Genomic DNA, 25,624 nt, shown 5'->3' with positions numbered 1-25,624 from the left:
AGGTCGAAGACTTATCCTGAGAGGTTCGAAAGATAAGCGGAAGAGATTGGAGAAAATGAAGTCGCAAGACTTTCTGTATGAAATTCTGAAGGTACATGAACAATAGAACATGTATCCATCAAACGTAAGATGTGAACGAAGTTTTGCTTGTTATCATCGAAGCGATTACCATAATGGCCCGGTGGCTCAGCTGGTTAGAGCGCCGCCCTGTCACGGCGGAGGTCGTGGGTTCGAACCCCATCCGGGTCGCTTGCGAAAGCGCAAAATTAAATATGGGATCTTAGCTCAGCTGGGAGAGCATCTGCCTTACAAGCAGAGGGTCACAGGTTCGAGCCCTGTAGGTCCCATTTATAACATGAGGACGTTTAGCTCAGTTGGTTAGAGCAATCGGCTCATAACCGATCGGTCCTGGGTTCGAGTCCCCGAACGTCCACTATGTTTTAAAATTAATATGGCCTGGTGGCTCAGCTGGTTAGAGCGCCGCCCTGTCACGGCGGAGGTCGTGGGTTCGAACCCCATCCGGGTCGCTTGCGAAAGCGCAAAATTAAATATGGGATCTTAGCTCAGCTGGGAGAGCATCTGCCTTACAAGCAGAGGGTCACAGGTTCGAGCCCTGTAGGTCCCATTGTCCAAAGGACATGCCGGCGTGGCGGAACTGGCAGACGCACAGGACTTAAAATCCTGCGGGACTAACCTCCCGTACCGGTTCGATTCCGGTCGCCGGCATTATTCAAAAAGCTTGAAACTGAAAGGTTTTAGGCTTTTTTTCGTTTGTCTAAAAATGGATAAAAATTCTAGATGGACACAGTGGAAGAATCCAACGATCACATTTACATTGGAGGAAGAAAGATTGCAAAGAAGGTTACAGGCACTGTAAAACTGGGCAATAAAAAATATAAGGTTGTAAAGGGTGTTGTAAAAGCAACTATCAAAAAATAAAAGTATTTCATAAGGGTAAATCGAAATAAACTATCTTTCTGTGGAATGGCATGATAAAATAGAAACAGTATTTTTTAGGGAGGTTATGCTATGAAGCAGACAAGAAGTAAACAATTATGGCTGATGCTTGCTGCAGCAATGTGTATTTGCATACTGGCACTGATGGGTGCGGGCTCTTTATCAAAAGCTGATAATGCAGGACAGATGTATACATATAGTGCAGCAGCATCATTTGTATGTGATGCAAATGGTACGATCACCGCATACAAAGGAAACAAGAATGCGGAACAGATCATTGTACCGGCAACGATCAACGGCAGGACAGTAACAGGAATTAGCAATAATGTATTTAAGGGATGTGAGAAGGTTTCCCTGATCGCAGTTCCGGATACGATTGTAACGATCGGTGACCGGGCATTTGAGAATTGCCAGAGCCTTAGTACACTGTACAGCTACAAGAAAGCAGATGCAAATGATACAGCTACGGCAACGGATGCAGCAGGAACTGCAACGGCACAGGGTGTTGTTGTTCCATATGCTGAGATGGGAGTTATCGCTATTCCTTCCAATCTGAAAAAGCTTGGTACAGGGGCATTTGCCGGCTGCCGGTCAATCGGCAGATTTGCAGCAGCAGATACAAACGCTTATTTTAAGACATATACATGGAATACAAATAATCCAAACCAGGCACAGATCCAGAATAAGAATCAAGGTGAACTGCTTCTCAGTAAGGATGGAAAGCAGGCGTATCGTTTTGCTCCGGCATTTCATTATACAGGAAAGGGATTGTATAAGATCCCTGTTCCGGTAACGACGATCGCACCATATGCATTTGAAACCGCTGCTTTAAATGGAGGTTTTCAGATACCGACAACAATAAAGGTGATTAGTGATTATGCATTTTATCAGTGCGGCAATCTGAACCAGATCGAGTTTGCAAAAACATCTAATACAGCGATTATTGGAGCATATGCATTTGCAAGAAATTCCAATCTGCAGATCACACTTCCTGCAAGTGTAACATCGATTGGAAAATATTCCTTTGCATATTGTGTCAATATTAAGATCGATATTTCAAAGACAAAGATCCGTATAATTCCGGATTATGCATTTTATGAATGTGATAATCTTCATGAACTGATAACACCAAAGACCCTGGAGAAGGTAGGAGCATATGTATTTTATGGCTGCAACAATCTGAATGAAGTAAAGTTCCTTGGCAAGACATTAAGGGAAATTGGTACAGGAGCATTTAAGACCTGTGATAATCTTCATGTGATCGATGTCCCGGAGGGTGTAACAAAGATTGCGAATGGTACATTTGATGGATGTCAGAATCTGAATACAGTTAAGCTGCCGGACAGTCTTAAGAATATCGGAGATAATGCATTTAAGAATTGCAATAATATCCAAGAGATGGTGATTCCAAAGAATGTATCCCATATTTCAAACAACAGTTTTGCAGGAGCAAAGCAGGATGGTATTGATACTTCAAAGAATCAGTATTCCCAGAAATTTATCAAGGCAGAAAAGCCTGCGGCAGTTGGAACAAAGTTCAAAGTTGGGAAATTGCGTTATAAGATTACAAAATCAGATGCCAAGAAGGGTACTGTGACGCTGTATGGAGCAAAGAAATCCGTAACAAAGGCAACAATACCTGCAACAGTTATGTATCAGGGCTATAAGTTCAAGGTTACTTCTATTGGCAACAATGCATTTAAGGGCTGTAAGAAGCTGAAAACAGTAAAACTTGGAAAGAATGTGAAGTCAGTTGGAAAGAGTGCATTCTATGGCTGCAAGAAGCTGAGCAGTGTTTCACTGGATGCGAAGCTGACAAAGATTGGAGATAAAGCATTTGCCAAGTGTACAGCGATCAAGAAACTCACAATACCAAAACAGGTAAGCCGGATCGGGAGCAAAGCATTTTATGGTGATAAGAAGCTGAAAACAATCACGGTCAAGAGCAGTAAATTAAAGAAAACGACCATCGGAAAATCAGCATTTACAAAGATAAATAAAAAAGCAACGATCAGCGTGCCAAAGAAAAAGGTAAAGGCATATAAATCAGCTTTCAAAAAAGCCGGAGCTGCAAAGAGCGTTAAGGTTAAGAAAATAAAATAAAAATAGAAGTCTTCCGGAATGTTCGGAATATGGCAGATGCTATATAAGACATGAGATAAACAAAAGCCCCGCAGCAGGTATTGCTACGGGGCGAAGGAAGGGAATCTATGAAAAATGAAAGTAAGCAATAATTATAAAGTGTGTATCTGATATTCAGGTATGCACTTTTTTAGATCTGAGGACATTCAGTCGGAAACGCTTGCTCTGACCGCATTTCCGGTGATGTCCTCTTGGTTTTGTTTTCCTTTGATGGTATTTATATTACTGGATAAATGTGTTTATTCTATGTTCAGGATGTCAATGAATTGTGAAAAGAAAACATAAAAAATGCATGTTTTAATGATGCTAACGTGTAGTATAAAGTGATTTACAGGTCGCGTTCATTCGTGGTATGATAAAGAAGCCTGCAGGGAGCAGGAGAAACAAAAGGTTATGGAAAACGCAGGAGGAAAAGAAAATGGTAGTAGTAAATACAGAGAATATACCAGGAAGAGAGTATCAGGTACTCTCATTAGTAACAGGCTGTTGTGTTATGTGTAAGAATATCGGAAAAGATATCGGAGCATCCTTCCGTAATATGGTAGGAGGAGAAATGCAGGCATATACACAGATGATGGCAGAAGCAAAGGATAAAGCAATTTCATATATGATCAACCAGGCTATGAGCATGGGCGCAGATGCAATCGTAAATGTCAGATTTGCTTCAACAACAATTGTTGCCGGTGGTGCGGAGATCCTTGTTTCCGGAACGGCAGTGAAGTTTACAGCATAACAGATTGATTCACATACAGTGGTAGAAATGGAGGAGTATATGAAGAAGCCAAAACATGAGCTGATGACATTTGTTGCCGGGATCGTGATGCTGGTGGCAGGGTTATTTATCTTATCACAGAAAGTAATCGTATCATCCAGTTTCTTTTCTTCATTTGGAGGGATGTCCATCTGGGGAGCAAGAATCAGTTCAGGAATGGTAGTGATTCCATTGATCATAGGAATTGTCTGGATGTTTATGACAGATTCCTTTGCATCAAAGGTTTTTTCGGCACTTGCAGGACTGTTGATCGTCATCATGGTCATTCTGACAACAAATATACATTTGACGACCATGACTTTATTTGACTGGCTGGTTATTCTGGTGTTGATCTTTGGAGGACTTGGATTTATCGGAAGGATTCTTTTAGCAGACAGAAAAAATGAAGAGGTCGATCCGAGAGAAGAAATGTACAGAGAAATGTATGGGGAACAGACTGATAAAAAGTCAAAGAGAAGAAAAAAATAATCCTTTGGTGTATTCCGTTTGAAATGGGAGAATATAAAGGGAAAGACTATTACAGATATTATATATATTAAGAAAGAGATGAGTGATATGCCTTATTTTTATTTTGACCCAACGTATATATTAGTTCTGATCGGAGTTGTTCTGTCACTGATCGCATCTGCTCAGGTGAAATCAGCATATAAGAAGTATGAGAAGGTATCGACCAGATCAGGATTTACTGCAGAACAGGTAGCAGCGATGATTCTCAGAAATGCCGGAATCACAGATGTAACGATCCGCCCGATTGCCGGAGAATTAACGGATAACTATAATCCAAAGGATCATACCTTGAATCTGTCACAGAATGTATATGGTTCCAGATCGATAGCGGCAATTGGTGTAGCAGCACATGAGTGTGGTCATGCGATCCAGCATGCGGAAGGATATGCGCCGCTTGGTTTTCGTTCAGCGATCGTGCCGGTTGTAAGCATTGGTTCTACATTATCATGGCCGTTGATCCTGATCGGTTTACTGATCCCAAGACTGGATGTATGTATCACACTGGGAATTCTGTTATTTTCATTGGTCGTTGTATTCCAGTTTGTAACCCTGCCGGTTGAGTTTAATGCATCAGGCAGAGCAATTGCTATTTTAAGAAATGGCGGATTTATGACAGAAGAAGAACTTGGTGGGGCCAAGAGAGTGTTAACTGCTGCAGCTCTTACTTATGTAGCCGCAATGGTAACTGCAATCCTTCAGCTTGTTCGTTTGCTGTTACTTACAAACAGAAGAAGATGATTAAAAAGTAAATATCTGATATTTCGGAGTGCACATTTATGGGCATGCCGGGATATGATATGAATGTAACCGGAAGCTGAAAAAATGTGGTATTGAATGATACCGGTTTTCAGCTTTCCGGTTATTTTTTTGTTTTATGACAGGATGAATATGGAGAAATGGATGCACATATATGAGAATAATTTTCGGGTTGCAGAAGCGTATAGTACAAAATATACAAATAATTTGTTAAAATTGGTAAAAATAGCTAAAAATATGTTGCAAAATTGTGAATAGTATTTATAAAGCTAATGTGCTACAATATATATGGTGTGATAAATTTGGATAGTTTCTCACAAAAATAATACGGATTTGTGCAATAATTTAGAAGATTACACAAAAATATGCCCAAGGTATCACAACCGGAAACATAATGACATTGCCAGTTATCCCAAGGGGTTGGATAACTGGCAATTTATAGTATATCAATGTATATATAGGAATTGGCGGGATGCGGTTCCAGACAGCGATGAATGGAGGACAGAATGAGAAAACGAAGTATGAGAGGATATGTAGCAGCATTGACACTTGCGGCAGGTCTTTGTATGACACAGGGCTTAGCTGTACAGGCGGCGACAGATGGACAGGGAGACAGCGGGACAGATTCCGGTTATACAGCAGCTGATCCGTCAAAAGGAGTTACATATATAAAGAATGACTCTGGCAGTACGATAGGAATGAATCTGAATGGTAATTCAGTTGTCATATGTACATCGAAAAATGCAACGGAGCAGATTCCTTATATAAATATATATGAGGATAAGAATCAGAATGGAATCGTTGATCAGGGTGAAACGGCATTTAAGTTAGATGGAAGTGCAGATATCATTTATTCAAGCAGTATGCCGATATATGGACTTTATCAGCAGACATATGATCAGCCGGTTTCAATCACAATAGATGGTGCAAAGCTTGGCTATGTATACGGACTGAGCAATGGAGCATTGAACACAGACAGCAGCAAGACAGCATTAACACTGCGTATAAAAAACGGTGCAACGATCGGAACTGTAACAGGAGCTGAGAATGCAGCCGTAGAAGGTTCTGTGGCAGTAGAAGCAGGTGATGGATGCAGCCTGTCTGCATTATATGCGGTTAAGACCGCTGGTGTTTCAGGAGATGTATCACTGAATTTAAATGGCGGTACTTACAATGGAATCGGTGTGGTTACATCAGGAGCGGAGGTCAAGAAGAATCTGAATGTCACAATGCGTAATATTACGCTGCGTGAAAGTGCAAAAGGTGCAGCAGTGGACTCCGGCTGTAAGATTGTGGGGAATGTGACCTTTGATGCGGATGGAGTTAATGCACTCGGAGGCGATTCCTTTACTGTACTAAAGGCGGCAAATTGTACCGGAAAGCTGGATGTATCATTGAAGAATTATACAGGCTCCGGATGGACATTTTACGGCATCGAAAGCGGCAGCTATGTAGAAGGTGATACGGATATCAAGATCCTTGGCGGCAGTGGAACATTTGGAAGTGTATATGGTATAAATGGTTCCTCCGGTCTGAAGGGACAGGTAAAGGTTCTGATCGAGAACTGTACGGTATCAGGAGCTGTCTACGGAGCCAGCGGCTGTTCCTTTCTAAGAAATGAAGGGGTACAGGGCGACAGCTATGATGCAGATATCACGATCCGAAAGAACTCAGCCGGGGGCATCATATATGGACTGTATGATGTCGTTGAGACTCATTCTGTGAAGCTCACGATGGAAGATCTTACAGGGAATGGCATAAATGTATATGGATATTATACAGGTTCTGCAAATATAAATGGACAGGCTGACATCAGTATCAGCCGATGCCAGGGAAGTAATATCTGGGGTTATTATGGTTCGAACAGCGAAACCCGAAAAGGATATGGAAAAAAGACGATCTCGATCACAGGTTGTACAGCAGGAAATAGCATATATGGAGTTATGAATGGTTATTTGGGAGATGATTGTGAGATACGGACATCCGGAAATATCTGTTATGACTATTACGGAATTTATAATGCATATGTGGATAAAAATGTAAAGATTACATCTGCCCATGAGAATGATGCAACGATCCTGGATAAGGATAAAGAGCCGGTGATCAATACGAATACATCGGCGGGCAATGGCTCTTATTATATTGTATATTCACCAACAATAAAAGGCGATCTCACAGCAGATGTAAATAGCATACGGTCACGGTATTTCTATGCAATCAATAATGTTACTCTTTATGGAAATGCAGATTATAAGATCAGAAACAGTGAGATCACATCAACTTCATCAGAAAAGATTCTTTTTGCAAACAATAATAGCAGTATTTCGGATTCGGCTGAGAGAACGACAGATGTATGGATTGAGAATACAGATTTCAGCAAGCTGAGCGCGGTAACCTTTTCCAATTCATTACCTCAAAAGGCAACACTCAATATGACGATAACAGATGACTGTAAGTTACCATCGAAGTATTATGTGATTCCGGCATCTTCGCAGACAGAGAATGCGTCAGCAGTTGTTAAGGTAAAAAATGATATTTATTATGGTGGCAAGGTTATTCTTACAGAAAATGTAACGGCGGATAATGTGTATTTCGGATCGTATGGTAATTATAGCTACGGCTATGCAGCTGTTCTGATTCCGGAAAAGATCACAGTGACTACAAAAGAAAATGTATATATTCCATACACTGCGCAGGTAGTGAATAAGGGAACGATAAAAGCAACAGCTATAAAGCAGATCGGTTCATCTGCTGCAGCGATCTATCTGAATAATGGACAGATTGAGACAGAGTCAAATGAAGCAGGCATAAAATATCCGGTTGTTATGAAGGTAGATCAGAATCAGGGTAGTATGTCGCTTGGAAGCGGTGAACAGACATCCTTGGATCCGGATACGCGGTATTGTAAATCAGGAGATGTTGTAACCGTATATATCAGTACAAATAAGGGCTATCGATTCCTTTCAGCAACGGTAAAGAAGCAGTCAGATACCCAGGCATCAGAGCTTGCAAAGGAAGGAAATACCTATAGCTTTGAAATGCCGGATGAGCAGGTTGTAGTTACAGCAGCATTTGAAGGAATTCCGATTGATATCAAGAAAACATCTGTTGATCCAAGTGCTGTATTGAATCAGACCTATACAGAGAAACAGCCATTATATGATCTGAACAGACTGATCATTATGAATGATGCAAAAACAGGCACAATTTCATATAAAGAGGATGCTACATACAGTCTTCCGGAAGGTTTAACACTTACAGAGGGCAGGATCATTGGTACTCCGACTGTTTTATATGAAGATGGAAAACGCGTGGATATCCATGTAACAGGTAGAAATGGGACGGAAGCTGTTCTGAGATTAAATGTGATCGTGTCCAAGGTACAGAAAATTCAGGAAAGCACGATCGAACGGTTGACGGTCGATGAAGAAAACAAGACGATCAGCCTGAACGGAACATCTGCAGTCCTTCAGCAGACAGGTACATCTGATAATGGGGTGATCCTCACTGGTATCTATGCAGATGATGATCGGGATGGTAAGGCTGATGGCAGACAGGCTATGTATAGCGGAGATCTGTCAGGATATACGATCTATGGTATTTCCGGTATTGATTATGATCGCCCGATCAGGATCACAGTGCTTAGTGGTTCGGTTGGAAGTATATTTGGAGTTAAAAGTGCAACTATGTCCTATGCCGATTCAGATTCACTTGTTATAGATATTCAGGGTGGAGCTGTTAGCACTGTATACGGACTGGAGTCCAGTGCGCATGTGCAGTATATGAGGATGAAGCGGGGAAAAGAAGCGGCTGTTGGCAAGATGGCTATTAAGAATCCATCCGGTTATGGTTTCTATGAAGGGTATCTGATCGATCAGGCAGGTGCGATCACAGTCGAGGATTATATAGTAAATGAGAAGCTGACAGGAGATTCTTTGCAGGTAACGCAGTATAAGGATTTTACTGCGAATGCTCCGGTAGAGATCACCGGTGCGATCACACTTCCGGGAGGGACAGAGACAACATTTAATAAGGGTGTAACTGCCGGAACCTTCAAAACGAATGGAACCTATGATAAGGTCTGGTTCCATGGTACATGTAACATTGATACTTTTTCACCGGGATATGCATATGTATATATAGAAAAGGATGCGGTGCTCAAGGCAGAAGATATCAAGATCAAGAATACATCTGCTCAGATCTTCCATAAAGGAGCTGTGTCTGCAAAGACATTTGCCTGTACCGGAAAATGGATGGTGGATGGAGCGTTTGCAGAGGATACCGATATCAGTGACTGGTCGAAGCTGTATTTTGTCGTGACTGTGACATCAAATTTACAGGATATCACATCTTATTCTTCTGCAGAAGATTATGCATACGAATACAGAGAGGATGAGAAGAAATCCTATTATTACCTTCCGGGAAATAAAACACAGAATATAAAGTACAAAAATATTACAGGATATACAGGGGCAATATCTGTAAATGGGGGAGAACCGGTAGAAGGAGATGCGGACTGCGTTTGTAAGCTGGCATTTCCACAAGCGGCATCTGAACTATATATTGATTATATTCCGAAGCAGATCACATGCTCCAAACAGTATGCAGATCCAATGGTAGTAAAAGGAACCCAATATACAACTGCTGATCCGGCGTACGATCTTAGTCAGATCCAGATCCAGAATGATACAACCATGCAGTATGGGGGCTCTGTTAAGTATCAGCTTAAGTCTGGCTCCGCACTTCCTGCAGGTCTGAAGCTGGAAGGAACAAAGGTAGTCGGTACACTTGCGGATGATGCAGAAACAACAGAGGCAGTATTCCGTATTACAGGAAGAAATGGATCTGCGACAGAATGTAAGATTACATTTACTGTTCAGGAGGAAGGATATAAGATTACAGATCTGACGAAGGAGCTGAATGTACAGCAGTATACGGATATTGATCTGAAGGGACATTCCGTTGTCATTCTTCCGGATCCATCAGACAGCAAAAAGGTATCCATCTATCCGGATGATGACCATGATGGAATTGCAGATAATGGAAAGGCATTAAAGATTGCAGGGGCAACATCCTACGATCTGAGTACACGAGCCATAATTGGATATGCAGATACAACTGCACCATATGAGGGTGATATCTCTATCTATATGTATGGTGGAACGATTGGCAGTCTGTACGGCGCAAGAGGTAAAGCAAATATTACAGGTTCCCAGGCGCAGGTAGATGGTACCGTAAGCTTATATATCAAGGGCGGTAAGATCTCAAGCAATACATACATAGCAAATCTGGCAGTTGTAAAGAAGGCAGAGCTTTATGCGACAGCAGGTACTATGTATCAGTATGTATATGGTCTTGGTGTGGCAACGGCGGATGAACTGGTATTCCAGTTTACAGATCAGGCACAGATGGCACAGACGGCATATAGAGAAAATTACAAGATGTATGTTACAAGCTCGGCAGTCGTAAATAAGTCAGTAAATGTAAGAATTGGGGCATCCGGAAGCAGATATGCATTTGCAAATTATAATGGACAGCAGATTACCGGTTCAAGCTCCGTATTTGGCTTATGTGACAGTACCATTCATGGATCTGTAAAGTATGACATCATTGGTAACTGGGAAGTAGGCGGTAGTGGTAAGAATTACCTGTCTTATAATTCTACAATAGATGGAGATATGGATGTCTTACTTGATACGAATTCATTTGGTGTCAGCGGTGCATTGGAGAATACAACTGTATGTACGCTGGCATATGGCGGAACTGTTGGAGACATCAATATTACTGACAAAACGGGTCGCAATAATTATACGGTAGCGGCAAATGGTATAGTAGATAATATCCGGGCAAAACGTACAGTTTCCGGAAATGTCAGAGGTATTGTTACCTATATCTACCAGAATAACAACAACTGGACATTAAATGGCGGTCTGTATGCGGAAGACTATCTGGATCTGTATCTTGGTGGAGCGTACACGATCGATAAGGATGTAGAAACCAGAGATATTCATACGCTGAAGGATTCCAACATCACGATCGCAGATGGTGTGAAGGTTGTATATACAGGAGATGCGGATCTGAATGGCACGTTGACCAACAAAGGCAGTCTGACGTGTAAGGGTGACAGATATTCAAAGTCAACTGTATCCGGCACCATTACAAATAGTGGCGAGATCAGTTATACGACTGTAAGCACACTGACGATCCATGCAGGTGCTTCTGTTATCAATCAGGAAACAGGACGATTCAAATTTGGTAAGCTGACAAATAACGGAACAATCATCAATGACGGTGATCTGGAGCAGATGGTATCTTCAACATCAGTCGGAGATATCCTTACCTCTAAGGAACCATCCATGATGAAGACTTTAAGTTACTATAGTACAATCTATTACAAAGCAGAGCTTGTTTATCCGGAATTCTGCTTTGAGGAAGGCGATACAGCTCCTGTACAGCTTGCAGCCTCCACGACGGGTGATATGAAGACCTCCGGTATAGAAGGTGATGATGCTGTATATATCCGTGGTAACGGTTCTGTAAAAGTAACAGTAACCGGTATTCCGATAGAAAATACAACAGTTGATTCCATCGTTTATGGTTCTTCTGAATCAGTGATGAATAAGAGTGATGAAACAACATGGACAGCCGCTATGCCATATGAACCTACAGTATTTACGGTTAATATGAAGAATGATACAGCAACTATGATCACTCTGGATAAAGACGAAGATACAGTAGATACAGCAGTTGTAGGGGTGACAACAACTGAGGATAAGCCATTATATGATCTGACTGCATTAAAGATTGCAAACGATATTGACAGTGCTGCAGCAAGAGTTGGTTATTCCCTTGCCAAGGGTTCGGTGCTTCCGGCTGGTCTGGAGCTGAAGAATGGCAGAATCTATGGAACACCGACAAAGGCAGCTGCGGAAGCACAGACGGTAACGATCAAGATCTGCGGTAAGAATCAGACCGTTGCAAGCTTTAAGCTGACATTTACAAAGGTTGCAAAGGGCACACCTGTTATGGAGACACCGGATCCGTGTACCGGTTTGGCAGGAAAGACATTAGAGAGCGTAACACTTCCAACATCCGGAAAGGGTACTTATAAATGGGCAGCTCCGGAGACAGTGATCGAAAAAGCAGGAACAAAAGAATATGATGCATATTTCATTCCTGCGAATACATCAGATTATGACTGGAGTAAAGCAGACCTTGCAGAAGGTGCATATGAGGAGCTTGCAGATGGAACGATCCAGATCAAGGTAAAGATATCTGTAGCAGCAGAAAAACAGGCTCCGGACTTTGCGGTTCCAACCGGTCTGACCGGTATTTATGGACAGACGCTTGCAGACGTAGAGATTCCTGAAACAGAGGGTGGAAGCTTTGTATGGACAGCTCCGGCAACGAAGCTTGAAAAAGCAGGAAGCTATACATTTGAAGCAAGCTATATTCCAAAGAATACAGAAGTATATGATCAGGTAGATGCGGTAGAGCTTACAGTAACAGTAGAACCTGTAAAAGCAGAATTTACACAGAAGATCGCACCGATCACAGTAAAGAAGGACACTGTGTTAAAGGATGTGGAGCTTCCGGATGCAGAAGGAGGATACTACTACTGGTATACAGCAAACCAGACCATTCTGTCAGAGAACAGCACCGTACAGGTATGCTTCAAGCCGGATGACAGTACAAATTATGACTGGACCGGTAATAAGGGCTGGAATCAGGCACATAGAGGAATTATATTCAGTGTGGAGATCGTGATCAGCGAGGAGCATTCACATTCCTATACATGGAAGTCAGACGACAGCCAGCATTGGAAGGAATGCAGCTGTGGTGAAATCCTTGAGCGGGCAGAGCATGTATTTGGTAAGGGAGAAGTAACAAAGGCACCGACTACATCAGCTACAGGTATTATGACCTATGAATGTACAGTATGTGGTTACAAGAAGCAGGAGATTCTGCCAAAGAAAGAGGAAACGACCGATCCGGGTTCCGATAAGCCAAATCCAACACCGGTAAAGCCGAATCCGACACCAAATAAGCCTACGACAAAGGTTGACATCAGTAAAGCCTCTGTTACAGGTATACAGGCCTCTGTTATTTATACAGGAAAGAAATTGAAGCAGACGCCTGTTGTGACAGTCAAGGGAAAGACGCTGTCAGCGAAATCAGATTATACTGTGAAATATAAGAATAATAAGAATATTGGTAAGGCGACGATTACGATTATCGGTAAGGGAAAGTATACAGGTACAATAACAAAGACTTTCCGGATCAAGGTTGCTAAGAATAATACCTATACGGTAAAGGGCATCCGGTATAAGATCACAAAAGCATCGACAAATGGTAAGGGAACTGTAACTGTAATTGGTACAACAAAGAAGAAGTCAGATAAGAAGTTTACTAAGCTTTCAATTAAGAATACGGTCAAGATCGGTGGAGTTACATTTAATGTTACAGCCATCAGTAAGAAGGCATTTAAGGGATATAAGTACTTGAAGAGTGCCACGATTGGTGATAAAGTAAAGACCGTAGGTGCTCAGGCATTTTATGGATGCAAAGTACTTACAACTGTGACGATTGGCAAGAGTGTGAAGACAATCGGCAAGAGCAGCTTTGAAAAATGTACAAAGCTAAAGAAGATTACATTTACAACAAAGAAGCTCACAAAGGTTGGCAAGAAGGCCTTTAAAGGCATCAGCAAAAAAGCAGTTGTAACGATACCGAAAAAGCAGGCGAATAGTTATAAAAGCCTTCTGAAAAAGAGCAATATCCCAGCAAAGGTATCTTATAAGAAAGCAAAATAGAATATGTTGTACCGGATATGGACAGCATATGACAAGTTCATAACATAAGGTGAAAGGCCACCGGAATATCAGATGTTATTTCATAGAGCGTTTGTGATACAGGACTGTATGAATTGCAGAAGATATCGGTGGCTTTTGCTTTTGCGGCAAAACTGACAGGCGGTATGATTCGGTTCATGAACTATTATGTAGGATGGCTTTAAAGATCAGTCGTAGAATAAAATTTATAAATTTGAGGAATACTGGAAGAAACAGGAAGGTGGCAAAATGAGTATTTTTGATATTGTAGGTCCGGTCATGGTAGGTCCGTCCAGTTCGCATACGGCAGGAGCTGTAAGGATTGGATATATTTGTTATAAATTAATAGATGAACCGATCCGGAAGGTGGAGATCGGACTGTATGGTTCATTCCTTGCAACAGGAAAAGGGCATGGTACAGATAAAGCACTGGTTGCCGGGCTTCTCGGTATGAAGCCGGATGATATCCGCGTACCTGAGAGCTTTGAACTGGCAGAACAGGCAGGCATGGAGGTTATCTTTTATGCAGCGAAGCTTGCACATGCAAATCCAAATACAGCCGTGCTTCATATGACAGGAGAAAGCGGCAGAGAGCTTGATATTGAAGCGGAATCAGTCGGCGGAGGGCGAATCCGCATTTGTAAGATCGATGGTCTGGATGCAAATTTCAGTGGCGATTACCCGACTCTGATCGTGCATAATCTGGATCAGCCGGGACATGTGACAGAGGTGACATCGATGCTTGGACATAAGTCCATAAATATTGCAACGATGCAGTTGTATCGGGCATGTCCGGGAGGTCATGCAGTCATGGTTCTGGAATGTGATCAGGAGGTTCCAAAGGAATCCCTGAAATGGCTGGAGCATCTGGAAGGAATCTTGAAGGTAACCTATCTGAGTCTGAAAGATGATTGATCGTGGAATCTAGGTAATAAAGGATGCAGTGGCACAGGAAAGAAATTAAAAAGGAGAATGATAATGGCATTTTCATCTTTGGCAGAAATCGATGCTTATATGAAAACAAATAAATGTGAGTTCTGGGAGGCTGTGATCCGGGAGGAGGCAAGGGACTCGCAGCAGCCGGAAATGGATATCGTAAACCGGATGACCCAGATGTATCGTTCGATGAAGGAAGCAGATGAAGCGTATGATGACAGTTTGACTTCCCGTAGCGGCCTGTCCGGGAAAAATGGTAAAAAAATGGCTGATTATGCGGCAACACACAAATGTATGTGTGGTAAATTTGGCGGAGCAGTCATGGCAAGGGCAATCAAGATGGCGGAGAGCAACGCCTGCATGAAGCGAATCGTGGCAGCACCGACGGCAGGCTCCTGTGGTGTTGTGCCTGCGATATTGATCACATATGAAAGAATGACGAACACCTCGGAAAATGATATGGTAAAGGCTCTGTTTGTGGCAGCAGGCATCGGGGATGTGATCGCAAGACGGGCAAGCATATCAGGGGCAAGAGGCGGATGTCAGGCAGAGATCGGGGCATCTTCCGCTATGGCAGCAGGTGCACTTGCATGGTTAAAGAGCGGCAGCAGCCATCTCATTACTCAGGCAGCAGCGATGGCATTAAAGAGCCTGCTTGGACTGGTGTGTGATCCGGTTGCAGGATTGGTGGAGGTGCCATGTGTGAAGCGAAATGCGTCCGGTGCCATGAATGCGCTGTGCGCTGTTGATATGGCATTGGCAGGGATTGAAAGTGCTATTCCTGCAGACGAGGTAATCGATGCGATGCGGGAAATCGGCGACCTGATGCATAAGGATCTCCGGGAGACCGGAAAAGGCGGACTCGCAGCCACCGCCACCGGAATCGCGGTGGCTGAACGTCTGTGAAATCCTGTGGAATAAAGTTGACAGCCGGTGTGAAATTATAGTATATATAATCCAATTCTATAGTATAAGAATAAGGAGATAACATGGGAAAAGTATTTTTTACGAGGCACGGCCAGACCATCTGGAACGTGGAGAATAAGATCTGCGGTGCAACGGATATTGAGCTGACAGAGCTGGGACACCGGCAGGCAGAAGAACTTGGAAGAAAACTGGCAGAAGAACAGCCGGGGATCGATGAGATATTATATTCCCCACTTGTTCGTGCGGCCGAGACTGCCAGACATATATCGGAAATGACAGGGATTCCGATGCGGATGGAGCCGAGATTGAAGGAGCAAAACTTTGGACGGTTTGAATCAACACCCAGAAATGGAGCAGAATTCATGGAAGCAAAATCCCATTTCCTGGATCATTATGATGGCGGAGAGACGATGATGCATCTGTGCCAGCGTGTCTATAATCTGTTGGATGATATAAAAGCGGAGTCTGAACATAAGACATATCTGCTTGTTGCACATAATGGAATTTCAAGGATCGTACAGTCGTATTTTTATGATATGACAAATGAAGAATTTGCACATTTCGGGATTAAGAACTGCGAGATCCGGGAATATAACTTCAGATAAAATGCCTCTTTGCAGAGCAGATAGAAACAAAAAACAGTAAAAGCACATGCTTAATGATAAAAATATATCAATAAGCATGTGCTTTTTACATGTTCTGTGCCGGGAATAGATGTATAATAGTACAATGTTAGTTAAAACTAACAAAAATTTGAAATTTGCAACAGAACCATTGACAATACAGTTGTTTTGTGCTATTAATCATATGAACACATATTCAAATGTTCAAAGCGATAAACGTTAATCATAAAAAGATATACCAGTGTGATAGAAAGTACTGGAGAATGGAGGAGACAAAATGGAAAATCAGAATTTTTTACAGATCAGTGGTCTGAAAAAGAGCTTCGGATCAGGGGAGAACCGGACAGAGGTATTAAGAGGACTGGATTTTACAGTGACGAAGGGAGAAATCTGTGTCTTGCTTGGACCATCCGGATCCGGTAAGTCTACGTTACTGAATATCATAGGGGGAATCGATAACGCCGACAGTGGTTATATAGCGATCAATGGGGAAAAAACAGTTGATATGGATGAGAAGACGCTGACACAGTACAGGAGAAAGCATCTTGGCTATGTATTCCAGATGTATAATCTGATCCCGAATCTGAACGTAAAGGAAAATGTAGAGGTTGGTGCATATTTAAGTGATTCACCGCTCGATGTCGATGATATCTTAAAGACGCTTGGTTTATATGAGCACAGACATAAGCTTCCGAATCAGTTGTCCGGTGGACAGCAGCAGAGAACATCGATCGGAAGGGCTATCGTTAAGAATCCGGATATCCTGCTCTGTGATGAACCGACAGGTGCACTTGATTATAAGACCTCGAAGGAGATCCTGAAGCTGATCGAGGATGTAAATCAGAAATATGGAAATACCGTTATCATGGTTACACATAATGATGCGATCAAGAATATGGCAGACCGTGTGATCAAACTGCGTGATGGAATGATCCGTAAGAATATAGTAAATGATGTAAAGGTTCCTGCAATGGAGCTTGACTGGTAATACAGAAGTGGCAGAGAGAAAAGGAGAATTTATAATATGAAGAATCCATTATGGAAACGGCTGCCGAAGGAGCTGGCTGCCGATCTTGGAAAGTATCTGGTTATTTTCCTGTTTATGATCTTGAGTATTGGTTTTGTGTCCGGCTTTCTGGTAGCCGGTAAGAGTATGATCGCTACATATGATGAGAGCTTTGATAAGTATAATATCGAGAATGGTAATTTTGAGTACAAGGATGAAGCATCATCCGAGGCGATTAAAGCGATTGAAGATGAGGGGGTAAAGCTGTATGAGGATTATTACTATGAGAAAATTGTAGAAAAAGATGGGGATGAAAGCACACTCCGTATTTTTAAGAATCGTACAGATGTGGATAAGGTTTGTCTGATGGAGGGAGCGTTCCCTGCGGCAGAAGATGAGATCGCAATGGACCGTATGTATGCGGAAAATAATGGGATCAAGGTAGGAGATGATCTGTCGGTTGATGGACAGACATATAAGGTATCGGGCTTTGTAGCATTATCTGATTACAGTGCTTTGTTCCAGAATAATAATGATACGATGTTTGATTCCGTGTTGTTCGGTGTTGCGATCATAACGGATGAACGGTTTGAAAGCTTTGACAAAGGGCTGATGCATTATTCTTATGCCTGGATCTATGACGATGAACCTGAAGATGAGAAAGCGGAGAAGGATGTATCCGATGATCTTGCAAAGGTGATCAGTCAATATGGAGAAGTGGAGAAGTTTATTCCAAGATATACGAATCAGGCAATTAATTTTACCGGAGAGGATATGGGTAGTGATTCGATAATGGTGGAAACACTGCTTTATATTATAATCGTGATCATGGCATTTATCTTTGCGATTACGATCAACAATACGATCGTAAAGGAAGCCGGCACGATCGGTACTCTTCGGGCCTCCGGTTACACAAGAGGAGAATTACTGGCACATTACATTTCTCTTCCGATCCTGGTTACATTAGTAGCAGCTGTAATCGGAAATGTTCTGGGATATACAGTGTTTAAAAATGTCTGTGTGGCAATGTATTATGGAAGTTACAGTCTGACAAAATATGTGACAAAATGGAATGCGGAAGCATTTGTAAAAACGACGGTTATTCCGATCGTGCTGATGCTTGTCATAACAGCATGGATGATCTATTCGAAGCTCCGTATGTCACCGCTTCGGTTTATCAGACGGGATCTTTCAAAGTCAAAGAGAAAGAAAGCGGTCAAGCTGCCACATTTCCGTTTCTTTACCAGATTCCGTATACGTGTGATCCTGCAGAATCTGCCAAGCTATATCGTATTATTTATCGGAGTAACATTTGCTATCGTTCTGCTGATGTTCGGAATGATGATGTCGCCGCTTTTAAAACACTATCAGGATGAAACGCTGGACAATATGCTTGCGGATTATCAGTACGTTTTGAAAATGCCTGTGGAAACAGAGAACAAGGATGCAGAGAAATACTTGGTAACTTCCCTGATCTATAAAACAGATATAAGAGATGAAGAAGTCATGGTCTATGGTATCTCGGATGACAGCAAGTATTCCAAGGTACAGCCTGCGGATGGAGAAATGCTGATCTCTGACGGGCTTCGTGACAAATATAAACTGAAAAACGGGGATACGATCACGCTGGATAAGGAATATTCATCTGATTCTTATAAGATAAAGGTTTCCGGTGTGTGCACATATCCTGCGGCATTGGCAGTATTTATGAATGCGAAGACATATCGGGAAATGTTCGATGTCGAGGATGAATATTTCTCAGGATATTTCTCAAATGAGAAGCTGACTGATATTGATGAGAAGCTGATCGCGACAGTCGTTACAGAGGAAGATCTGACAAAGGTATCAAGACAGCTTGATCGTTCCATGGGCCAGATGTTTTATATGTTTGAGGTATTTGCACTGGCGATGTTCATGCTGATGGTTTATCTGCTTACAAAGCTGATCATTGAGAGGAATACCATATCAATATCCATGGTAAAGATCCTTGGATATGAGAACAAAGAGATCAACAGATTATATCTGTCTGCGACAACATGGGTGATGGCAGTATGTGTTATCTTTGGAATCCTTCTTTCGAAGGTAGCGATCTCCGGCATCTATTATGTGATGATGAAGGAGGCAATCAGTGGATGGATGACGATCTACATTGCTCCGTATATTTATCCTGCGATCTTTATCCTGTCGATGGCAGCCTATGGAATCATCGCTGTTTTTCAGGTAAGAAGGATCAAACGGATCCCGATGGATGAGGCGCTGAAAAATGTTGAATAAGTCATTTGGCCATAATGTTCAAAATTGAATGATCTGAAATAAAAAACGACCTAAAAACTTTTAATATCGAAAGTTTTTACAAATATAACAAATTTATAAAAAACAGGGAGATTTGCAGTTCACAAATCTCCCTTCTTATGTTATCATCGTAAAGATGGTGTGCTGGAGGTTTTGTCGAAAGAAGGCGTGCATTTCAATCGATAGGATCACAGTAAAACAGGTACAATAGAAGAAGGGAGATTATTATGAATCAGAAAAAAGAAGCGATTTATGATGCAAGGGAACTGGGTGTTCCGAAAATGTTGCTGTTAGGTTTGCAGCACATGTTTGCCATGTTTGGTGCAACTATTTTAGTACCGATTCTGGTAAATACTTATTTTAATGGAGAGGGCTTATCCATTCAGGTTACACTGATCTGTGCCGGAATCGGAACATTATTCTTCCATTTATGTACAAAATTAAAGGTGCCTGCATTTTTGGGTTCCTCATTTGCTTTCTTAGGAGGCTTTAATACAGTCGCAAATCTTGATACCGGAATCTTCAAAGATATGTCTATGGGTGAGAAATTACCTTATGCATGTGGCGGTATCGTAGTAGCAGGTGCGTTGTATCTGGTTCTTGCGCTGGTTGTAAAACTGGTTGGCGTAAAACGTGTTATGCGTTTCCTCCCACCTGTTGTTACCGGTCCGATCATTATCTGTATCGGCCTGAGTCTTGCGCCATCAGCCGTAAATAATGCAAAAACAAACTGGATTCTTGCAATTATCGCATTTGCGGTTATTGTAATCTTTAATATCTGGGGCAAAGGAATGTTCAAGATCATTCCGATTCTTATGGGTGTTGTGATCTCATATGTAGTTGCATTTATTCTTTTCAAATGTGGTGTTCACAATCCGGACGGATCTGCAATCTTCACATTTAAGGCAGTAAAGGATGCCGGATGGGTGGATCTTCCTCCATTCCAGCTTTGTAAATTTAATATTACTTCCATCCTTGTAATGGCACCTATCGCTCTTGCAACCATGATGGAGCATATCGGAGATATCTCAGCAATCTCAGCTACAACAGGAAATAATTTCATCAAGGATCCGGGACTTCACAGAACTCTGATCGGTGATGGTCTTGCTACAGCGTTTGCTGCTGCATTCGGTGGTCCTGCAAATACAACATACGGTGAGAATACCGGTGTTCTTGAGCTTAGCCGTGTATACGATCCAAGAGTTGTACGTCTGGCTGCTGTATATGCGATCCTTCTCAGCTTTTCACCAAAGGTTGCTGAGTGTATCGGTTCACTTCCTGCGTCGATCATTGGTGGTGTCAGCTTCATGCTGTACGGAATGATCTCAGCAATTGGTGTTCGTAATGTTGTTGAGAACAAGGTGGATTTCACAAAGTCGCGTAACCTGATCGTTGCTGCTGTTATCCTTGTCAGCGGACTTGGATTCGGTAATGGTATTACCTTCACAGTTGCAGGAACATCTATCACATTAACATCACTTGCTATCGCAGCTATCCTTGGAATTGCTTTAAACGCAATCCTTCCGGGCAAAGACTACGAATTCGACGAGTAAAATGAATAAAGCCTGAATTGGCTTGTAATACAAAACTGCCATATTAAGACACGCTGTGGTTTCGATGAACTGCATATACCTGATTCGCAAATGTTCCTGTGCCAACTCGCCCTTTGGGCTCAGACAGGCACCCACATTTGCTGGTATATGCATTTCATAAAGAAATCCTCGCTTGAGGTCTTAATATGGCAGTTTTGTATTACAAGCTGGATTCAGGCTTATGTAGGTTGAGAAGATGTTAGAGGATATAATGTGGTATACTTGGAACAACGATAATTGAAAGGATGGTGCGGTATATGGATGAGTTGGAAAAATGTATGGCAGGAGAAAATTATGTACACTTGGTATAAAAAATCTCCCAGACGTTCCGGATATGATAGATGCGTGTGACGAGTAGAAATTCGTAGTATATCATATCCGGAACGTCTGGGAGATTTTATATCAGGTGTACATAATTTTTTTCTGTTTATTCTACATCCAGAAGTTCAATCTTGAAGTTCAGTTCTTTGCCTGCCATCTCATGGTTTGCGTCAAAGGTGATCGTAGTATCATCCTTGGCGGTTACCTTAACAGGGAAAGACTGTCCGGCTGGATTTGACAGGAATACCTTCTGGTCAATTTCCAGATCCTCAGCACCGGGAAGCTGGTTGATCTCAACAGTTAAGATATTGTCGGGATCCGGCATGCCGTATGCTTCTTCCGGCATAAGGTGTACATCGATGATATCACCGATCGCCATGCCCTTAACAGCTTCGTCAAATCCCTTGATCATCATGCCCGCACCGCATACAAAGTCGATCGGTTCACCACGGTCATAAGATGAATCAAATTTTGTTCCATCGTTAAATGTTCCTGTATAGTGAACCGTACATTTCTTGCCTTCGTTACTCATAAAAAATTCCTCCGATTTCATTGAATGTCTTATTCTAACATGAAATCAGAGGAATGACTATAAAATGTTCATGAAAACGATATCCTGAAGATCTTAGTAGTAACCAAATTCATCAATGGCATCGTCTACACCGTCCCGATAATCGTCATCTTCATCATATCGATCTTCATCGTAATCTCCCATATTGTCATATACGTCATCATATCCATCATCGTAGGAGTCGTAAACATCCTGAGAATGAGCAGCTTCAGTTGCCGTAGAATAACGGGATGAAGAAGAGGACTGTTTATGATAATTGGATTCAGTCGTTGCCTGCGTTGTAACATTATAGGATTTACGGTGACCGTAATCTTTGTGGTACCAGCAGTAGGTTTCGTTTTTATCCACTTCCCGGTCGCATCCGATATAATAGCAGGTATGCTTTCCGCTGTCACTGACAGCACCGATGATGTAACAGATAATAAGAAAAATAATGATGCCTGGGAGGCATCCTCCCGAATTAGAATTTGAATGTGACATATGAATCCCTCCGATCGAAAATGTGGTCAACCTACCGTTTGTCTATAGAGAAAAATAAGAAAAACGGAATTGTGGTTAATGTATACAGGTTTTTGTTATATAGAGAATACAAAAAACGATGTACAAAAAAAGACACATAAATATATTTGCGGTAAATATATTAGCAGAACCTGAAAATTAACTATAGAAGTTATCAGCAAGATGGTTTAAAATAAAAAGGGAAATTGGATTTACACATAAGTGATATGATGAAAAGAGAAAAGAAATGAACAATAGACAGAAACGAGAAAAGCTGTTTTATAGGAAAAAGAAGAATTATAAAAAAGCCGGTATCTGCATAGGGATGGCGGCTATATTAGCGAGCACGGTTTTTTCCTGGGACAGCCTGCACGATGCCAATAGAACCAGTACAGGACAGACAGATACAACGATTCATACATATGATATGAGTGAGCTTGCTTCGAAAGAACAGCAGGATCATACAGTACAGATCAATGGGAAAGATTATACGGTTGCCGGGCTGAGTGATACGACAGAGCCGACGGACGAAGCGATGGAGATCTGTGATCAGGATATACAGGATGAGAGTGCGGAGAATCGAGATCCGGTAGAATATATTGCCGGGGTTCCGGTGAAGGAAGCGAAAGATGCTTCTGATGTGGTAGAACTGATCAATGATAACTGGGATCAGGACTACACAGTACCGGATACAGAAACAACAGAACCAGGATCCGATGGAAGTACAGACTCCAATGACAAATATCAGTTAAAGCGTCTGATGGTATTGACGGATGGAGCGCAGCTTACAGACAGCTATGGTGCATCCGAGATCCTTCATTATGGAGATTATGATGAATATGTGCTGCAGTTTGATACAACTGCGGATACGGAATATGCTTATTATGAGTTAGCGGATGCTTATGGTACGGATCATTGTTTTATCGATCAGGTGGTAGACAGTGATATTCTTGCAGATGTTCCGGACATTGAAGACCATAATTCCCTGTCCTGGGGCGGCAGCGTGATGGGATTTGGCTATCTGAAAGCAGAATATGATTATTATGTGATCGATCAGGAAGTGACAGTTGCCATTATTGATACAGGTTTGGATGCAACGAATAAGATTTTTAAGGGCAGAATAGATACCAAGCATAGTTATTGTTTTCAGGGAAAAGATAAAGTAAGCAAAAACAAGGCATATACGGATGGAAATGGACACGGAACCCATGTAGCCGGTATCATTGCAGATAATACACCGGAAAATGTAAAACTGATGATCCTTAAAACCTTTGATGATGCAGGTAAATCGTCAAATCTTGCAATCCGGAGCGCATTACAATATGCGGTATCCCAAAAGGCAGATGTAGTAAATATGAGCCTTGGATGGACAGGATTATTCTGGAAATATTCTACGTTATTAAAGGATGTATTAAAGAAGGCAGAGACATCTGGAACGGTTGTCTGCTGTGCAGCCGGTAATTATGCAACGGATGTCAGCACAACTTACCCTGCAAACAGAGGAAATGTAATAACTGTAACTGCGATGAACAGCAATGAGAATTTTGCAGCCAGCTATTCCAACTATGGAGATACTGTTGATTTCTGCGCACCGGGAACCAGTGTTGTATCAACATATCTGAAGGGTAAGTATCAGAAAATGTCCGGTACCTCTATGGCAACGCCACATATAACAGCGGCGGTGGCATATGTGAAGATGATCCAGCCATCACTGAACTACAAGGGTGTGAAGAAGGTACTTAAGAAATATGCCGTTGATAAGGGAACCTATGGCTGGGATCCACAATATGGCTGGGGCTATGTTAATCTTCATGATTATTTTGATCAGTCGGGTCTGAAGGTCCAGTATACAGATTATGATGAAAATGGAAATGAAAAGCCGGAATCGCAGACTGCATTTTCCAAGCAGACAGTTACCAGAGAATATGGAAGCAAGGCATATCGGTATAAAGTTACGACCAATTCAGAGGGAAAAGTGACATATCAGTCATCTAATACCAGAATTGCGGAAGCAGATGAAAAAGGCTATATTTCGATAAAGGGTGTAGGAAGCTGCGCGATCACTGCAACGGTCGGAGCAGATGCAGCATATAAAACGACATTGGCAAGTTATACGCTGACTGTAACGCCGAAGGATATATCCGGTCTTACAGCAACACTGTCAAAGAAAGTATATCAGTATGCGGGTAAGAGCTGTAAGCCGTCCGTGACAGTTGCCGGATTGAATAAAGAAGATTATACGGTAACATACAGAAATGCCAAAAAGGTAGGAAGTGCAACCTGTGTTGTGACCGGAACCGGAAATTATACCGGAAAGATCGAATGTCCATATACGATCCGGCTTGCAGCAGCAGAACTGAAAACGGTAGCAAACCAGAAGAGTGGCTTGTCTTTGAACTGGGACAGCGTACCGGGAGCAGAGGGCTATCGGATCTATCGCAGAACATATAAAGGAAAATGGCAGAGAATCGGAGATGTCAATTCCGGAGACACATTGACTTATGTAGACACATCTGCAAAATCAGGCACATGGTATGCATATAGAATCCGGGCTAGAAAGGGCACATCTTTTGGTGCTTACAGCGATGCGGTAGTAACCCGGAGACTGACCAGACCGGCAATATCGGTAAAAGAACGCAGCTACGGTGTTGCAGTAAAATGGAAATCAATCAAAGGAGCAAAGAAGTATAAGATATACAGACAGGAAGAAAAAGGCTCCATGAAACAGATTGGAACAACAACGGATCCTTACTGGAAAGATAAGACGGCAAGATCCGGTTATCGCTATGTATATACGGTAAAGGCAGTAAGCGGCAGTGCACAGAGCAGTGCAGCAAAAAGAGTCACAATTATAAAGAAGTAAAATGTACAGGCATCATTTGAAGTCAGGTGG

General features: G+C 42.0%; 15 protein-coding genes and 6 tRNA genes. 19 read left to right on the top strand and 2 right to left on the bottom strand.

The window, feature by feature from the left end; translation table 11 throughout:
- Positions 1–175 precede the first annotated feature (175 nt).
- From DWY07_RS11470 to DWY07_RS11390, 18 genes are all read left to right on the top strand, one after another.
- Positions 176–249: transfer RNA gene (locus tag DWY07_RS11470), tRNA-Asp, on the top strand.
- Between the two features lie 25 nt (positions 250–274).
- Positions 275–347 (top strand) — tRNA-Val (locus DWY07_RS11465).
- 12 nt (positions 348–359) lie between these two features.
- A tRNA-Ile gene (locus DWY07_RS11460) sits at positions 360–433 on the top strand.
- A gap of 20 nt (positions 434–453) precedes the next feature.
- A tRNA-Asp gene (locus DWY07_RS11455) sits at positions 454–527 on the top strand.
- Positions 528–552: 25 nt separating this feature from the next.
- Positions 553–625 (top strand) — tRNA-Val (locus DWY07_RS11450).
- Between the two features lie 15 nt (positions 626–640).
- A tRNA-Leu gene (locus DWY07_RS11445) sits at positions 641–726 on the top strand.
- A gap of 72 nt (positions 727–798) precedes the next feature.
- Complete coding sequence (locus DWY07_RS13240) at positions 799–939, top strand: hypothetical protein (RefSeq protein WP_181983923.1); 141 nt, start codon at positions 799–801, stop codon at positions 937–939.
- 90 nt (positions 940–1,029) lie between these two features.
- Positions 1,030–3,060 (top strand): leucine-rich repeat domain-containing protein, encoded by a 2,031-nt coding sequence (locus DWY07_RS11440; RefSeq protein WP_117823223.1) that lies wholly within the window; start codon positions 1,030–1,032, stop codon positions 3,058–3,060.
- Positions 3,061–3,517: 457 nt separating this feature from the next.
- Entirely contained in the window at positions 3,518–3,832 is a 315-nt protein-coding gene (locus DWY07_RS11435; RefSeq protein ID WP_021943703.1) for a YbjQ family protein, read from the top strand.
- Between the two features lie 39 nt (positions 3,833–3,871).
- Positions 3,872–4,339, top strand: coding sequence for a hypothetical protein (locus tag DWY07_RS11430; RefSeq protein ID WP_021943702.1), 468 nt, complete (start codon positions 3,872–3,874; stop codon positions 4,337–4,339).
- Between the two features lie 78 nt (positions 4,340–4,417).
- Entirely contained in the window at positions 4,418–5,116 is a 699-nt protein-coding gene (locus DWY07_RS11425; protein WP_347465505.1) for a zinc metallopeptidase, read from the top strand.
- Between the two features lie 524 nt (positions 5,117–5,640).
- On the top strand, positions 5,641–13,947 hold the full coding sequence (locus DWY07_RS11420; protein WP_117823221.1) for a leucine-rich repeat domain-containing protein: 8,307 nt from the start codon (positions 5,641–5,643) through the stop codon (positions 13,945–13,947).
- A gap of 267 nt (positions 13,948–14,214) precedes the next feature.
- On the top strand, positions 14,215–14,880 hold the full coding sequence (sdaAB, locus tag DWY07_RS11415; RefSeq protein ID WP_117808656.1) for an L-serine ammonia-lyase, iron-sulfur-dependent subunit beta: 666 nt from the start codon (positions 14,215–14,217) through the stop codon (positions 14,878–14,880).
- A gap of 63 nt (positions 14,881–14,943) precedes the next feature.
- Entirely contained in the window at positions 14,944–15,807 is an 864-nt protein-coding gene (sdaAA, locus tag DWY07_RS11410) for an L-serine ammonia-lyase, iron-sulfur-dependent, subunit alpha (protein ID WP_021943698.1), read from the top strand.
- Positions 15,808–15,890: 83 nt separating this feature from the next.
- Positions 15,891–16,433, top strand: a complete 543-nt coding sequence (locus DWY07_RS11405; protein ID WP_021943697.1) for a histidine phosphatase family protein — start codon at positions 15,891–15,893, stop codon at positions 16,431–16,433.
- A 295-nt stretch (positions 16,434–16,728) separates the two neighbouring features.
- Positions 16,729–17,439 (top strand): ABC transporter ATP-binding protein, encoded by a 711-nt coding sequence (locus tag DWY07_RS11400; RefSeq protein WP_008400229.1) that lies wholly within the window; start codon positions 16,729–16,731, stop codon positions 17,437–17,439.
- A 36-nt stretch (positions 17,440–17,475) separates the two neighbouring features.
- A complete protein-coding gene (locus DWY07_RS11395) occupies positions 17,476–19,731 on the top strand; it encodes an ABC transporter permease (RefSeq protein ID WP_117823219.1) in 2,256 nt (751 codons plus the stop codon).
- A gap of 245 nt (positions 19,732–19,976) precedes the next feature.
- A complete protein-coding gene (locus DWY07_RS11390) occupies positions 19,977–21,302 on the top strand; it encodes a uracil-xanthine permease family protein (protein WP_117823217.1) in 1,326 nt (441 codons plus the stop codon).
- 466 nt (positions 21,303–21,768) lie between these two features.
- Here the strand turns inward: DWY07_RS11390 and DWY07_RS11385 are convergent, their stop codons facing one another.
- Together DWY07_RS11385 and DWY07_RS13310 are read right to left on the bottom strand one after the other, a co-directional pair.
- Complete coding sequence (locus DWY07_RS11385) at positions 21,769–22,194, bottom strand: peptidylprolyl isomerase (protein WP_021943146.1); 426 nt, start codon at positions 22,192–22,194, stop codon at positions 21,769–21,771.
- 93 nt (positions 22,195–22,287) lie between these two features.
- The gene (locus DWY07_RS13310; protein ID WP_021943147.1) at positions 22,288–22,713 is read right to left on the bottom strand and encodes a hypothetical protein; all 426 of its coding nucleotides are present in this window, start codon (positions 22,711–22,713) and stop codon (positions 22,288–22,290) included.
- Between the two features lie 265 nt (positions 22,714–22,978).
- Here DWY07_RS13310 and DWY07_RS11375 point away from each other — a divergent pair, with 265 nt between their 5' ends.
- The gene (locus DWY07_RS11375) at positions 22,979–25,594 is read left to right on the top strand and encodes a S8 family serine peptidase (RefSeq protein WP_117823215.1); all 2,616 of its coding nucleotides are present in this window, start codon (positions 22,979–22,981) and stop codon (positions 25,592–25,594) included.
- The last annotated feature ends 30 nt before the right edge of the window (positions 25,595–25,624 follow it).

It is taken from the genome of Clostridium sp. AF23-6LB (assembly GCF_003461085.1).
Classification (GTDB): Bacteria; Bacillota; Clostridia; order Lachnospirales; family Lachnospiraceae; genus Coprococcus; species Coprococcus ammoniilyticus.
The sequence above is the reverse complement of the archived record's forward strand: the minus strand, read 5'-3'. Positions and strand labels throughout refer to the sequence as shown.

Bases quoted from the DNA above. Each gene is read 5' to 3' on its own strand.
- DWY07_RS13240 (WP_181983923.1), top strand. From the start codon at position 799: ATGGACACAGTGGAAGAATCCAACGATCACATTTACATTGGAGGAAGA.
- DWY07_RS11440 (WP_117823223.1), top strand. From the start codon at position 1,030: ATGAAGCAGACAAGAAGTAAACAATTATGGCTGATGCTTGCTGCAGCA.
- DWY07_RS11435 (WP_021943703.1), top strand. From the start codon at position 3,518: ATGGTAGTAGTAAATACAGAGAATATACCAGGAAGAGAGTATCAGGTA.
- DWY07_RS11430 (WP_021943702.1), top strand. From the start codon at position 3,872: ATGAAGAAGCCAAAACATGAGCTGATGACATTTGTTGCCGGGATCGTG.
- DWY07_RS11425 (WP_347465505.1), top strand. From the start codon at position 4,418: ATGAGTGATATGCCTTATTTTTATTTTGACCCAACGTATATATTAGTT.
- DWY07_RS11420 (WP_117823221.1), top strand. From the start codon at position 5,641: ATGAGAAAACGAAGTATGAGAGGATATGTAGCAGCATTGACACTTGCG.
- sdaAB (WP_117808656.1), top strand. From the start codon at position 14,215: ATGAGTATTTTTGATATTGTAGGTCCGGTCATGGTAGGTCCGTCCAGT.
- sdaAA (WP_021943698.1), top strand. From the start codon at position 14,944: ATGGCATTTTCATCTTTGGCAGAAATCGATGCTTATATGAAAACAAAT.
- DWY07_RS11405 (WP_021943697.1), top strand. From the start codon at position 15,891: ATGGGAAAAGTATTTTTTACGAGGCACGGCCAGACCATCTGGAACGTG.
- DWY07_RS11400 (WP_008400229.1), top strand. From the start codon at position 16,729: ATGGAAAATCAGAATTTTTTACAGATCAGTGGTCTGAAAAAGAGCTTC.
- DWY07_RS11395 (WP_117823219.1), top strand. From the start codon at position 17,476: ATGAAGAATCCATTATGGAAACGGCTGCCGAAGGAGCTGGCTGCCGAT.
- DWY07_RS11390 (WP_117823217.1), top strand. From the start codon at position 19,977: ATGAATCAGAAAAAAGAAGCGATTTATGATGCAAGGGAACTGGGTGTT.
- DWY07_RS11385 (WP_021943146.1), bottom strand. From the start codon at position 22,194: ATGAGTAACGAAGGCAAGAAATGTACGGTTCACTATACAGGAACATTT.
- DWY07_RS13310 (WP_021943147.1), bottom strand. From the start codon at position 22,713: ATGTCACATTCAAATTCTAATTCGGGAGGATGCCTCCCAGGCATCATT.
- DWY07_RS11375 (WP_117823215.1), top strand. From the start codon at position 22,979: ATGAACAATAGACAGAAACGAGAAAAGCTGTTTTATAGGAAAAAGAAG.